Source organism: Acinetobacter sp. ATCC 27244 (assembly GCF_000156555.1).
Lineage (GTDB): Bacteria > Pseudomonadota > Gammaproteobacteria > Pseudomonadales > Moraxellaceae > Acinetobacter > Acinetobacter haemolyticus.
In genome coordinates this window covers 242,417-256,402 of record NZ_GG665949.1, presented here as the reverse complement: position 1 = coordinate 256,402, position 13,986 = coordinate 242,417, and the positions used below count along the sequence as shown (strand labels likewise).

General features: G+C 39.6%; 11 protein-coding genes. 4 read left to right on the top strand and 7 right to left on the bottom strand.

All coding sequences use genetic code 11. The annotated features are described in order from the left end of the window. Nucleotides 1-24: 24 nt before the first annotated feature. Nucleotides 25-1,869: an extracellular solute-binding protein gene (locus HMPREF0023_RS01110; RefSeq protein ID WP_005091040.1), complete on the bottom strand. Its 1,845-nt coding sequence runs from the start codon at nt 1,867-1,869 to the stop codon at nt 25-27. 8 nt (nt 1,870-1,877) lie between these two features. Continuing rightward, on the bottom strand, nt 1,878-4,940 hold the full coding sequence (locus HMPREF0023_RS01105) for a lytic transglycosylase (RefSeq protein ID WP_005091042.1): 3,063 nt from the start codon (nt 4,938-4,940) through the stop codon (nt 1,878-1,880). 267 nt (nt 4,941-5,207) lie between these two features. Between HMPREF0023_RS01105 and dnaQ the strand changes: the two genes are divergently transcribed. The 3 genes from dnaQ (at nt 5,208) to nudC (ending at nt 9,091) form a co-directional block, all read left to right on the top strand. Then, nucleotides 5,208-6,566: a DNA polymerase III subunit epsilon gene (gene dnaQ / locus HMPREF0023_RS01100; RefSeq protein WP_008940948.1), complete on the top strand. Its 1,359-nt coding sequence runs from the start codon at nt 5,208-5,210 to the stop codon at nt 6,564-6,566. 126 nt (nt 6,567-6,692) lie between these two features. After that, nucleotides 6,693-8,339, top strand: coding sequence for a hypothetical protein (locus HMPREF0023_RS01095; protein WP_005091045.1), 1,647 nt, complete (start codon nt 6,693-6,695; stop codon nt 8,337-8,339). Next, a complete protein-coding gene (nudC, locus tag HMPREF0023_RS01090; protein ID WP_005081970.1) occupies nt 8,339-9,091 on the top strand; it encodes an NAD(+) diphosphatase in 753 nt (250 codons plus the stop codon). The genes HMPREF0023_RS01095 and nudC overlap by 1 nt, the downstream gene beginning before the upstream one ends. A gap of 20 nt (nt 9,092-9,111) precedes the next feature. Here nudC and HMPREF0023_RS01085 read toward each other — a convergent pair whose 3' ends face one another. The 4 genes from HMPREF0023_RS01085 to HMPREF0023_RS01070 all read right to left on the bottom strand — a co-directional run bounded on the left by HMPREF0023_RS01085 (nt 9,112) and on the right by HMPREF0023_RS01070 (nt 12,101). Beyond that, entirely contained in the window at nt 9,112-9,984 is an 873-nt protein-coding gene (locus HMPREF0023_RS01085; protein ID WP_004638432.1) for an alpha/beta hydrolase, read from the bottom strand. A gap of 3 nt (nt 9,985-9,987) precedes the next feature. Further along, nucleotides 9,988-10,680, bottom strand: a complete 693-nt coding sequence (locus tag HMPREF0023_RS01080) for a BON domain-containing protein (RefSeq protein ID WP_004638431.1) — start codon at nt 10,678-10,680, stop codon at nt 9,988-9,990. 68 nt (nt 10,681-10,748) lie between these two features. After that, on the bottom strand, nt 10,749-11,153 hold the full coding sequence (locus HMPREF0023_RS01075) for a YraN family protein (protein WP_005081968.1): 405 nt from the start codon (nt 11,151-11,153) through the stop codon (nt 10,749-10,751). A 12-nt stretch (nt 11,154-11,165) separates the two neighbouring features. After that, complete coding sequence (locus HMPREF0023_RS01070) at nt 11,166-12,101, bottom strand: penicillin-binding protein activator (protein WP_005091048.1); 936 nt, start codon at nt 12,099-12,101, stop codon at nt 11,166-11,168. Nucleotides 12,102-12,117: 16 nt separating this feature from the next. Here HMPREF0023_RS01070 and rsmI point away from each other — a divergent pair, with 16 nt between their 5' ends. Then, entirely contained in the window at nt 12,118-12,954 is an 837-nt protein-coding gene (gene rsmI / locus HMPREF0023_RS01065) for a 16S rRNA (cytidine(1402)-2'-O)-methyltransferase (RefSeq protein WP_005091051.1), read from the top strand. A 65-nt stretch (nt 12,955-13,019) separates the two neighbouring features. Here the strand turns inward: rsmI and HMPREF0023_RS01060 are convergent, their stop codons facing one another. Further along, entirely contained in the window at nt 13,020-13,910 is an 891-nt protein-coding gene (locus tag HMPREF0023_RS01060) for a LysR family transcriptional regulator ArgP (RefSeq protein WP_005091053.1), read from the bottom strand. Nucleotides 13,911-13,986 lie beyond the last annotated feature (76 nt).

Sequence of the window (13,986 nt, the reverse complement as noted above, 5' to 3'; positions counted from 1 at the left end):
TCTTATCCCTATTGTCCAGACTGATTATTTCCTACGTAAATATTGATCTACTTTCTTCGCTTTTTCAGCATCTACCCACCAGTAATCCAAACCAATAGATAATTTTGGTTTTTGCTTCGGTTGTTGGTACATATCCCAATATGCCAACCATATTTCAGGCTTACCATAAGTTGGAATATGATAATAACCTGCCCGCAATAAGCGATCCAATACCCGCGTATGTAATACAACCTGTTCACGATTTTCAGCAGCAATAATTTTTTGGATTACTTGATCAATGGCAGGATTTTTAATACCTGCAAAATTATAATTCCCTTCTTCATCAGCCGCTTTACTTCCCCAAAACTGAGCTTGTTCTTTCCCTGGTGTAATGGTTTGCGGTAAACGCATCGTGGTCATATCAAAATCACCACGACGCATTCTTTCTATATACTGTGGCACATCAACATGCCGAATATTTACCGTTATACCTAAACGCTTCAAATTGCGAACAAAAGGCATCAAAGTACGTTGTAAACCATCTTGATGAATTAGCAGTTCTATTTCAATGGGTTTACCCTGACGATCAAGTAAACGACCATTGCGAACCGAATACCCCGCATCTTGTAGGATTTGGCGAGCTGATAGTAGATTCTTCCGGTTGAAACCACTAGCATCTGATGCAGGAAATTTCCAATCAGCCAAAAAACCCTTTTGCATCAATGGGTTTAATTTTGATAAATAAGGATTGATGACCGAAAGCTCAGCGGATGATGGTCGTCCAACTGCAGCTAACTCACTATTTGCAAAATAACTCTGTAAACGTTGATATTGTCCATAAAACAAAGCCTTATTTTGCCACTCAAAATCGTAGGCATAACTCAAAGCTTTACGCAAATAGATATCATCTAAGGGTTTTCGCCTTGTATTAAATACAAAGCTCTGAAAATCTAGAGGCTTGGCTAAATTTGCATTATATTTTTTGATAAGTCCCGCTTGGACAGCAGGAAATTTATATTCGGTTACCCAGCGACGAGACGTATTCTCTTCATGCAGTGTGAACTGTCCAGATTTAAACCCTTCAAAGGTTACATCTAAATTACGATAGTACACATATCTAAGGCGATCAAAATTATAACGTCCACGATTGACAGGAAGGTCTTTACCCCAATAATTTGGATTTCGTTTATAGGTGATACTCCGCCCAGCATCAATCCGATCAATCAAATAAGGACCTGACCCTAAAATTGGTTGCATCGTTACACGGGTAAAATCTTTATTCTGCCAGTCTTTTTTGGAGTAAATCGGTAAACTTGCCACGATGAGTGGCATTTCTGCATTATCATCAGATCGAAAAGTAAATTTGACTTGATACTTAGATAAAACTTCTGTTTTTTCCAAATCAGACAAATACATCTTTAGTCCAGGATTGGCTTTTTGCTGATAGGTATCAAAAGTAAATTTAACATCTTCAGCAGTCAGCACATCACCGTTACTAAACCGAGCCTTAGGATTCAGATAGAAAATAACAAATTTAGGCTTATGTGGATCGTAGGTTGCCTTTTCTGCCAGCAATGGATACATGACATTCGGTTCGTCTAACGAAGAATCCATCAAGGTATCAAATAGATAATTGACTCCATCCGTTGAACTGCCTTTGCCATTCATACTATTCAGGTTATCAAAGGTTCCATTACTTGATTGGCTTAAGATTCCGCCTTTAGGTGCATCAACATTTGCATAAGGCATCACTTTTAAATGGGTGTACTGAGGCGTTGCATGTACTGCCAAAAAAGGCGTCGTTTGTTGAGCAGCCAAACTAAATTGACTACCCAACCCTAGACCAAATAAAAGGATGAGAGTTTGTGCTCTTCCATGAGACAAGTGCATATATATCCTTATAGATTTGGAACTTTAATCACGTCACCAATACGTAACTGTGTATTCGGAGCCAAGTCATTCATTTCAGCCAATGCTGTGGTTTGCATCCCATAGCGACTTGCCAACCCAATTAAAGTATCACCACGTTTAACACGATATTCAGTTACTGTTTTCGGGATCAAGATGGTTTGACCGCGCTGTAAACCTGTATTGGCACGCAGCTGGTTTAAGTCAGCAAGTTCACGGCCTGTCATTCCCAAACGGTTCGCAATACTATTTAAAGACTCACCTGCTTTCACGGTATATTGCTCAGTATTTGTATTGCGACTGCTTGTAGCAGCAGAATTATTTCTCGTTGGCTCCGCAGGTGCTGGCGCTTCAACACTTGCGACTTCACCTGTTAATTTCAGACGCTGTCCAATACGCACACCTGAAGTCGGTTTTAAACCATTCAAGTCAGCCAAGTAACTTACTTGTAAATTATATCGGCTGGCAATCGCATTCAAGCTATCTCCTGACTGAACCACATACTGATCTGGCACCGTTGAGCCAGCAGGAATCTTCAAACTTTGTCCAAGGCGAATACCACTATTGGCTTTTAAATTGTTTAACTCCGCCAACTCATTCAGTGTGATCTTTGATCGAGTAGCAATACTCGACAAGGTATCACCACGCTGCACCGTATAATTTTCTGTCTTGTAACTGGTTGATGCCGTAACATTTTCATGTTTTACAGTATTCTTGGTATTGGTTGTTTCTTCGGTCTGCCCCACTTCTTGTAATGGGACATTGATTCGCTGTCCAACCATCAAGCTACTTGTTGCCGACAATCCTTCAGTCAAATCTGCCAGTTCTTGATTTGACAACGCATAACGATCTGCAATGAGTTTCAAATACTCACCACGTTTAACCGTATATGATTTAGTCGCAACTTTTTGTGAGGTCGCAGCTTTTGCTTCAGTTGCACGAGCAGTTTGCTGTGATGTACGGGGATTATTCTTTGGTTCTTTTAAGGTTAATCGTTGACCGACCAACAATCCATCCGTAATAGATAAATTATTATAGTCCGCCAACTGTTTGATCGTTAAATCAAAACGACTGGCTAAACTAGTGAGACTATCACCAGACTGTACCACATAACTTTCTGGTTTAGTTTCTGTCGCTTTTGTAGTCTCAGCTTGTGGCTTTGCATCATATAAATATAAGCTCGTACCCACAAATAAAGTACCAGCAGGATCAATTTGATTCCACTTTGCGATATCACGCCAGTTCACACTATTTTTTTGGGCAATAACAGCCAACGTGTCACCTGGTTGTACCACATAAGTACTGCGCTTACCTTTTGGTGCGACGACAACTACTTCTGTATCTGTACTAATATAAGGTTTGCCTTGGTTACGTTTTGCATCTTCGCTATTGGCAGTAACTTTATCTTCAACTAGATTTCTTGGATAAGCAAAGCCTTTGCTTACTTCTTGTCCTTTTTCATCTGCTACAGATTGGCTAGTCTGAATCGCTGTTAACTTAATTTTTCCATCAAACGGATCGACGATCTCCGTACCCTTTGGTGCAATTGCCTTGATTTCAGCAACGACCTGATCTTTTTCAGCTTGTGTGGCTTGCGGCTCTAAAACTTGAGTAACTGATTTCTGCTGACCTTCGGCTTTCATGGCTGCAAGAATTTGCTCACGTTCTTTGCCCGAAATCGGTGGCTCGGTGCTTACTGGTTTTACATTGGCTGCTGGTGTAACCGCTACTGGAATACGTGGTGCGCTTGGAACATCTGCCGCTGCTGCAAAAGAAGCCAATGCATCAGACCCTCTTGGTGTAGAGATTCTAGTATTCGTCGTCGTTGAACTTGGACGAGTAGTGGTACTACTCGCCGTCATCGTTGGTGTTGTTTTTACTGTGGTGTTACTTGATGGTGCAGTCGTACTTGTCGTTGTACGAACTGTTGTACTTGTATTTGATGAAGTATTCATCGCTGGTGGTGGCGTTTTACTCGCCCAGAAACCACCAGATGATTTATTTGAACGAAGTCGAGCATCGATAGATGGGCTTAAATCTGCTGGGATCAAAATACGCATCGGGCTCGTTGGGTCCATCACTTCACCACGATGTGCAGGGTTCAATGCATATAACTCAGCACGACTTAGACCCGTGATTGTAGAAATTTCACTCAATGCCATAGGTCCAGATAATGACACCTCACGAAAGTGTGGACGATTCGCAATTGGAGGCAATGACACCCCGTACGCACTTGGATTTTTAATAATTTGTGCAACTGCCAAGAAGCGAGGCACATAGTTCATGGTTTCTTGTGGTAATTTTAATGACCAATAATCAGTCGGCAGACCTGCAGCACGATTTCGATTAATCGCTTGTTGTACACGACCAGGACCAGCGTTATAAGCAGCTAAAGCTAACTCCCAAGAACCAAACTGGTTGTATAAACTCCCAAGGAACTCGTAGGCAGCGCGTGTAGACTCCACCACATCACGGCGGCCATCATAAAGACTCGTTTGCTGTAAACCATAAATACGCCCCGTACTCGGGATAAACTGCCATAGACCTGCCGCAGCCGCACTACTTGTTGCCGCTGGATCATAAGAGCTTTCAATAACAGGTAACAAAGCTAATTCAGTTGGCATGCCACGACGTTCAGCTTCTTTAACAGTATGGTACAAATAGCGACTAGCACGTGCACTCAATCGATCCAAATACGGTTGTCGCGAAATAAACCAACCACGCTGAGCTTCAATACGCGAGTCCCAACGATTCAAATCCATTTTGAAACCCACAGTCATGCGCTTCCACACATCACCATGTTTCAACACGAGTAGACGATCACCTTCTACTGCACGCATATCTGTGGCAGATAACAGATCTTCAAGCGAGTCTAAGCTACTCGCATCTAAATAACCCGATCCAAGTTGCTTAGAAGATGAGGTTTTTGCAGAATGAGGTGTCGAAGAACAGCCCGTTGTAATTCCCAGCGCAGCTAAAGCAGAAGTGAGTACAGTGATTTTGAATAATGATGTTGCAGATGTACGCGACACCAATGTGCTCGATTTAGACATAAAATCTTCCAGTCAACTTACGCTAGTTTATTACTTTGATAGCCATTGTAGTAAAGCCTGCTACATAGACAAGGCAATAATTTAACGTGATTTGCATGGAAATGTTACAAGAAATTAAAAAACATGAGTTTTGTAACTCACAACATCTGATTTTAGCTTTACAATGCATGATATTCGAGGGAGTGCTAATATTCTCTTCGGCTATTTTTGCTGACTTTATTGCAAAATAGATCAAGTTTTTTACTCATATATTGTTTAGGTTCAAATATGTCACAAACAATCACTCTTTATGTTGATGGCGCATGCAAAGGCAATCCAGGCTTAGGTGGTTGGGGTGCATATATCATTACAGAACAAGAAGAACATAAACTGTTCGGTGGTGAAGCAGAAACAACGAACAACCGTATGGAGCTACAAGCTGCAATTGAAGGTATTTCTTTTTGCCCAATCGATGCACACCTTATCATTTGGACAGATTCTAATTATGTAAAACAAGGGATTACCGAATGGATTCATGGATGGAAGAAGAAAAACTGGAAGGATGTAAAAAACCCAGATCTTTGGAAAAAATTAGATGCTGTTTGCGCCAATCGTGATATCGAATGGAATTGGATCAAAGGTCATGCTGGTCATGCTGGCAATGAAATGGCGGATCAACTCGCAAACTTAGGGGCTGAACAAACTGCTCAACAACTCAAAGCATCAACACAGGCTAACGCTGATATAAAAAAGTCTGAAGCCGATTGGCTTTTGAATGATCCTTTGGGTTTAGACCTCGATACAGATGAAATGAATGATGAGTTAGATACTGAAAATGAGTCAGTGACTCTGCTAGATGAAGCTGAAGCAGAAAATCCAGTTCAAACTATGGAATCAGTGGTAACGAATCAACATCCACACATTGTTGTGACCGAAGCTAAATTAAAGTTGCAAGGCCCACGTCAACTTATCCTCGATACTGAAACCACGGGTTTCTATTATCAAGATGGTGATCGTATCATTGAGGTCGGAGCGATTGAGATGATCAATCGTAAACTCACGGGTAGTTCGATTCATATTTATATTAATCCAGAAAAACCTGTAGGCGACTCGGTTGATGTGCACGGTATCACTGATGAATTTCTACAAGACAAACCAAAGTATGCTGAAATTGCAGATGCCCTGTTTGCTTATTTAAAAGGTGCTGAAATCATTGCGCATAACGCAACATTCGATATGAACTTCCTCGATATGGAGTTTAAACGTGTTGGTTTACCTTTACTTTCAGAGGTATGTGAAGTTACAGATACCTTAGCACTCGCAAAGAATAAGCATCCTGGACAAAAGAATTCTTTGGATGCATTGGTTAGACGCTATGAGATCCCAGCACGAGATCGTACCTTCCATGGCGCATTACTCGATGCTGAAATTTTAGCCGATGTTTACCTTGCGATGACAGGTGGACAGGTTTCATTTGACATCGATGCATTATCTCAACATGAACAAAATCAAAATAAAACCACACGTCAACGTGTCCAAATTGACTTAGCTGTGATTCGTCCATCTGAACATGAGTTAAATGAACATGAGACGTGGGTCAAACAATTTGAAGAAAAACACGGAGAACCTTGCCTTTTCGCAAAATAAATTTTTGAATCAATGTCGCTTTTTATATTTCAAGCCTTCAAAGTTAAGTTATATTAACTGTAAGTGATTTAGACCTCCTCAAAAGGAGGTCCATGGATATAACAACTCAGGAAAGGTGTAGGTCATATGTCTTACCAAACCTCGATTCATTTCGACCCAACGGCATTATTAATAATAAAAAATGAAATCGACAATTCGATTAAATTGGTAGAAACAGCGGTCAATACCCTTGCCGAAGAACAAGCTTTACCCTTCGGAATAGATGATGCACTCAATCAGTTTGAGCAATGCACTCAGGTACTTGCACTGATTGATATGCCACATTTATCGCAAATTACCCAATACTCAAGTGAACTTATGCGTAAGATCATGGCCCAACCTCAACAAATTAAAACCAGTGATGTGGTTGCGTTGAGTGAAGGTACGACCATGCTGAAACGCTATATTGAGTTTATTTGTTTACGCGAAGTTAAAGTTCCTCAGTTCTTACTCGATACCTTGAATCGTTTAGAGCTAGCTTTGGGCAAGCCATTAACCAAAGAAGGTCAAACAATTCAGCCTCTACTGAGTCTGATTAGTCCTCGTTTTAATCTGCCACTTGCTCCAACACTAGAGAAATCTCAATACATCCATCAGCTTTATAAGTTATGTTTGCATAAACTGATTAAACAGACAGAAACTCCTCTTGATTTACAAGGCATTAAACTTGTAGGTGTTTATCTAGCTGGATTATCTACCGAGCTACCAAGTCAACAATATTGGCAATTAGTCAACGTTGCTTTAGGTTTAATTGATGAGCTTTCTATTACCGAAGCTCGGTTACGAACGCTTATTCAAATCGAAACCAATATTGCTAAGTTTTTAAACCAGCCGTCTACATATACAGCTGAACTCAGTGATCTTGCGGATGTATTATCGATTTGTATCAGCCAAGAAAACAATATTTCGCATCACATTCGTGATCAACTCAATATTGGTGACGAGTTACTGAGTGACACCCAGCTTCAAGTATTGAGTCGTCATCTTTATGGTCCAGACTATGAAACCATTCATACCGTTAGCCGATTGATGACGGATGAAATGGCCCAAATTCGTAATGAAATTGAGTACAACTACCAAAACATGTCCACAGAGAAAACTCAAGAGATTCAGCAAAAGCTCAATCAACTTGCCAATGTTTTCAAAGTTCTCAATTTAAATGAAGCTGCAAAAGAGATCACACAACAAGCTGAAAAACTAAGCCATTCTGATTTCCTGACCGACGCTAGTTCAGTTCAACAATTAATGAATGGTATTTTAGCTTCAATGAATTCAATTGGTATTTTAGAGCGCAATTATACCTCTAGCCGTCTACAGCTTCGTGTGAATAATCTACAAATCTCACTTGATCGTTTAGATGAAGCACATAAAGCTTTATTGACTGAAACGAAAACATTAATCGAGACGCTTACGCAGACTCTCAGCTTATATGCCCAAGATCCGACCTCACATAGCATTGAAGCTTTGCCTGACTATCTCAAAGAACTGTCAGGTGCAGCCCAATTCTTAGGTAGTACCGCACAACAAACTGCATTATTAGGTGCAGCAGATTTTGCTCAACACCGTCTTGCGCAGAACCAAGCATTAGATGCTGAACAAATCAATTGTCTACTCAATGTCGTAGCAGGTTTAGATTTGTTGGTGGATAACTTAAGGAATAAACAACCTGTATTGCAATCTATGTTTGATGTGGCATTATCAAATAGTCAGCAATTACAAACGATAGCAGCCTAATGTCTCAACGATCACTTGCTTATATTTTCCAACACCAAAAACTGTTAGTCGATGAAAATTTTCAACTGCCTAAAGTTGAAAAGTTAGCAAGTGATCTTCCCATACATCCAAATGATCATGTCATTGCACGTGACCTGTTAGAAGGCGAAATCATCCCGGAAGGCTTTCAACTTGTTCCTATCCGTGATTTGATTCAGACTTGGTCAACATCAGATTTCCTACAGGCCAGTCGCGCTGTACAACTGCTTGAATGGCGTCGTAATCATAAGTTCTGTAGTCACTGTGGTCATCGTACTGAAATTCATGCCAAAGAATATGCCATGATTTGTCCAGCTTGTGGTTATCATCAATATCCACGTGTTCAGCCTTGTATAATCACCATTATCACACGCGGTAGCAATGAAGTATTACTTGCTAAATCAGCCCATAACAAAGGCAATATGTATGGTTTAATCGCTGGTTTTGTAGAAGTTGGTGAAACTTTAGAAGAAGCAGTACAACGTGAAACGATGGAAGAAGTTGGCCTAAAGCTTAAAAATATAAGTTATATGTCTAGCCAACCTTGGCCATTCCCGAGCAATTTGATGATTGCCTTTCATGCTGAATATGAGTCTGGAGAGATCCAATTACAACTTGAAGAGATCAGTGATGCTCAGTTTTTTAAATTCGATCAGTTACCACAGATCCCATTTAAAGGAAGTATTGCTCATAGCATGATTATGCAGATGACTGAAAAAAGAAAAGCATCCTAATCGATGCTTTTCTTATGACTTCATGGATTCAATGCTTCGTCCAAGAAATGTAAAATAGTCCGCTTCGTCTTGAAATAATGGCTCATCAAACTTGCCAATGTGGCAACAATGGTAATATGCCCAGTCTTGGGAATAATCGAAATATGGCTATGATTACCCTTTTCCCTGAGTGCAATATCCAAATCAAGCGTATTTCTTCTTTCTACTAATTGATCTTGTTCAGCTATTAACAAGTAATGCTTAATTTGATTAGGCTCAATAAAATAATATGGCATAACTTGTTGATAAGAAATATTCAGATCAAAGGCATGTTCTGCAAGTGGATCACCTTTATAATCAAAATGATAAGGACCAGCCAATCCAACAATCGCTTTGATTTGATCTTTATATTTAAAGTTCTTCGCTTGAGCAGAATAAACCACAGACATCACATTAAATGCACCAGCGGAATGCCCCATCAAAATCAGATTTTCTGTTGAGATCTTTAACTTCGTTTGATTCTGATTCAGATAATGGATAGCCTGTGCAATATCATCAATAAAAGCAGGAAAAATATGCTCAGGCGCAAGATGATAATTGATCACAGCGACATCATAGCCTTCACGGGCAAATGTTTCACCGATAAACAAATAATCTCGCTTATTGCCATGCTGCCATGATCCCCCATGCACAAAGACAATCAGCGGTTTTTGTGGCTTGGCATTTTTACTTCGATATAGATCTAAACGTTGGCGTGCTTTTAATCCATAAGCAAGGTGTTCTTCCTTTTCGAAAGTATCTTTAGGTGTTAAATAGTTAATCGAATAACTTGCAAAATCATACAGACGAAATTCTTTATAAAAGTCTTTCGCCCGTATAACATTTTCTTGAACTTGTTGAATAAGTTGTTTCATAAATTAGGGATTAGTTGGGGTAATAGTCACAGGCTCAGCTTGATCAGGATCAATCGCTACAGGTGTTTCAACCAGAGACTGTGTTGTTGCTGTCCCTACTCGAGCCGTTGAAGTCCCTGCTGTTTGGTCGATATTATCAACCAAAGTCACAATTCTACTCACATTGCCGACTTTTTGTAAGACATCATCTAAATCTCTAATCTCAGCCGTATTTAAACGCCCCATCACATACAACACGCCATTTTCAGTATGAACTAAAACCTTACTGTCCGATACGACAGGCGCTCTCATCAACAAGCCACGTGTATTTGCAGTGACCGTACCATCTTGCATGATCGTGCTATAACCAACTTTATCGCCTACTGTAATATAGTTATGTACCGCTTTGACATCACTCATTGCACGTACATTATCCTCAGCAAGTTGCTTTAAATATGGATCAGGCACTTGACCTGTCAAAAGCACGTTGCTGTGAAAACTTTCAATATTGATGCGAGACTGTCTAAAACGATGATCTAATTTGTATAAATTAACATTTGCAGTACGTTTGATTGAAGAATCAATAAAAACTTGTCCTAGACTACGATCACCACTATTTGTGCCAACAGGTGCAGTCCCTGTTCCGCCAGAAATAAAGCTCGCACAACCCGATAAACTTGCAGCGCAAAGTAACGTGATCGATAAACGTTTTAACACTTGGCAAGACTCCCTATTCACACATTTGCTCAATCTTCCACACCTACTTTTAGATCATATTGCCAGAATTAGTCTAAAGTAAATGCATGTTCAATCCATTGCTGATCATACTTCAATTTTGAAAAATCTGGTTGTACTGTTTTTGCAATTTTCTGTGGAAAATCAAAACAAATCACATCAAAACGACAATCAAAGTCATAATAACTAGGATAACGTTGTAAAAAGAATTTGGCTGTTTTAATAATTTTACGCTTTTGCGCTTGGGTAATCACCTCATAAGCATGAGCATAACTCCCAGAGGATCTGGCTTTTACTTCAACAAAAACAAGTTCTTGACCACGCCTAACGATTAAATCAATTTCACCAAAACGTGAATGATAATTTTGACTGATACATTGATACCCATGAGAATGGAGCAATGTCTTTGCTGCTTCCTCAGCCCATTGCCCCATAGAATTTGTTTGCTGTTCCATGCGTGAGATATCTTATTTTAAAATTTGGATGTGTTTTTTCTGCTGTTCAAAGCAATAAGGCTGTCGATTGATTTTGCCCGAATTCACCTCAATAGCCCCCGTTCGTCCAACAAAAGAAAATTGTTGGTTATCAGCACCGGCTAGGAACTGCTGGCTAAGCGTCCATGCATCACCACCAAATGCCAACAAACGTTGAAATGCCATATTCTCTGGTTGTTCTTTGTAAGCCTCAATTAGGTCAGCCCATTGTCCATTATATAAAGCGGGGGTATCACAGAAACGTAATCCGATGGGAATAGATTTCCCCTCTTCGATACTCATCGGAGTTGCATAAATATTCTGTTTTGGTAATGAACCAAGCTCCATCATCCACTCATGATCCCCTAATAGTAACAATCCTGTTTTTTTAGGTAGTTTTTTAGGTAATTCATGAATCACTTCAATCGCAGCATGTGACTGAGACATGAGTGACATCATAAATAGTTCTGTCGCAGACTCAGTCCCAGCTTCACGCAATACCAATAAAGTTTGGATTTGATCCTTGATGAGTAATTTATTTAAAGCTTCAGCGTCATGCTGTTTAGCCAAACTAAATTGCCATACATTTTCAGTTTGTGTATTCACATCGTTTAGTGCTAACACAGGAACTTTCGGTTTTAGTTTAATCACCGCCTCAATATCAGATCGGCCTAATGGCCCAACAACCAATTTCGTATTTTTATTAACCCTAGTTTTAAAAATTTGATTTACGTTACTTTTTGCAGAATCCACGAAAATAATTTTTTCTTTACTTCCCGATGCTGTATAAGCACTCATGAAACCGCGTTTAATACTTTCACCAGCTCGCGCCATAGGACCTGATTCAGGTAGAATGACCAACACGTCCGCATAAGCTGGACTAATCAATGCTGCCAAACTCAGTAGCAGCCAATATTTTTTTGAATACATTATGGAGTTACCTTTTATGAGTGCTCAATTATTTGTTGTAGCAACCCCGATTGGGCACTTGGATGACATGACGTTTCGTGCAATCGATATTTTAAAATCAGTCTCGGTGGTTGCAGCAGAAGATACTAGACAATCTGCTCAATTATTCAAACACTATAATATCTCAACTCCGCTCACTGCGTGCCATGATCACAACGAAAGTAACAAAATTGATCAACTTCTCCAAAGAATGTTAAATGGAGAAACAGTTGCCTTAATCAGCGATGCTGGAACACCTTTAATTAGTGATCCAGGGTTTAAACTTGTTCGTGCAGCTCAAGAACATGGGATTCGTGTGATTCCAGTCCCGGGTGCATGTGCCGCAATTGCTGCATTAAGTGCAGTTGGTTTACCGAGTGATCGCTTTAGTTTTGAAGGTTTTTTACCATCAAAGGCGTCTCAACGAATTAGCCAACTTGAGAAACTCAAAGATGAAACACAAACACTCATTTTTTATGAAGCTCCACATCGTATTTTGGCGTGTATTCAAGATATGGTCCAAGTTTTTGGCGAAGATCGTCCAGTAGGTTTTGCCCGTGAAATCACCAAAACCTTTGAAACCATCAAAAAAATGACTTTAAAAGAGTTACTTCATTTCATTCAAAATGATCACAACCAAGAGAAAGGTGAGATTGTCCTCGTTGTTGGTGGTGCAACCACTGAAAAAGATATGGCACAAGATAAATTGGATGAGCTATTAAAACGCTTACTGCAAGATTTATCCGTAAAAGCGGCATCTCAACTTGCCGCAGATTTAACTGGAATTAAAAAGAAAGTAGCATATCAACGAGCTTTAGAGTTGACTCAAGCTTAGTTCTAAACATGGATGCAAAGTAATTATCACGAGATATTACCTTGCTCTATTATCAAAAATTTCCATCATTTCAGCGCTTGCTTAGCCGCTTGAACAATACATTCTGTCAATACATCCAGTTGTTTAGACTGTCGTTTCCAATGATGCCAATATAATGGAATATCAAGTTGGGCATCAGGCATAATATCAACAAGTGTTCCATTTTCGAGTAGTGGTTGAATCTGCAACTCGGGCACCATGCCATAGCCCAAACCTAATTGAATTGCTTTGACGAAAGCATCTGTTGCTGGAATAAAACTATAGGGATAACTTTGCATCGGTAAGCCATACCCATTTAATAAAATCTCTGAATGCATTAAGTCTTTATGATTAAAAATAACTGCTGGTGTTTTTCTTAAACTTTCTCTATTTACACCCTTCCTAAACCAATGAGCTGCAAAGTCGGCAGAAGCCAGCATTTTATAACGCATTTTGCCTAGGGGTTGTGCTAAACAACCTGACATAACCTGCTCTTCGGCAGTGATACAGGCATTCACCTGTCCTGTTTCTAATAATGTATGGGTATGCGATTGATCATCAATTTTAAGCTCTAAAACAATTTTTTCTCTAAACAATGTGGACTGAATACTCGGCAACAACCATGTTGCCAATGAATCCGCATTGGATGCCAAAGCAATCTTATAAAATTCCGATTCAGAAGATTTTCCCATCAAACCTTGTAAAAGATTTTGTTCCATTAACCGAGTATGACGCAAATGCTGCAACAAAGTTTGCCCAGCCTGAGTAAGCACACATGGTCGTCCGCGAATAATTAAAACTTGTCCTAAATACTTTTCTAAAGCTTGTACACGTAACGATACTGCAGAAGGTGTAATGTATAAATGTTCTCCTGCCGCATCAAAACTTCCTGCTTCAGCTACAGCAAGAAATGCTTCACATTGTTTACTATCTAACACTCACCCACCTAAATTATTTTTAGCTAAACCTAATTATTCTTAATATTACTTATTTTACCTTTAAAAGTCAGATAAT

Excerpts from the sequence above, each read along its gene's own strand:
- HMPREF0023_RS01110 (WP_005091040.1), bottom strand. The coding sequence starts at position 1,869 with ATGCACTTGTCTCATGGAAGAGCACAAACTCTCATCCTTTTATTTGGT.
- HMPREF0023_RS01105 (WP_005091042.1), bottom strand. The coding sequence starts at position 4,940 with ATGTCTAAATCGAGCACATTGGTGTCGCGTACATCTGCAACATCATTA.
- dnaQ (WP_008940948.1), top strand. The coding sequence starts at position 5,208 with ATGTCACAAACAATCACTCTTTATGTTGATGGCGCATGCAAAGGCAAT.
- HMPREF0023_RS01095 (WP_005091045.1), top strand. The coding sequence starts at position 6,693 with ATGTCTTACCAAACCTCGATTCATTTCGACCCAACGGCATTATTAATA.
- nudC (WP_005081970.1), top strand. The coding sequence starts at position 8,339 with ATGTCTCAACGATCACTTGCTTATATTTTCCAACACCAAAAACTGTTA.
- HMPREF0023_RS01085 (WP_004638432.1), bottom strand. The coding sequence starts at position 9,984 with ATGAAACAACTTATTCAACAAGTTCAAGAAAATGTTATACGGGCGAAA.
- HMPREF0023_RS01075 (WP_005081968.1), bottom strand. The coding sequence starts at position 11,153 with ATGGAACAGCAAACAAATTCTATGGGGCAATGGGCTGAGGAAGCAGCA.
- HMPREF0023_RS01070 (WP_005091048.1), bottom strand. The coding sequence starts at position 12,101 with ATGTATTCAAAAAAATATTGGCTGCTACTGAGTTTGGCAGCATTGATT.
- rsmI (WP_005091051.1), top strand. The coding sequence starts at position 12,118 with ATGAGTGCTCAATTATTTGTTGTAGCAACCCCGATTGGGCACTTGGAT.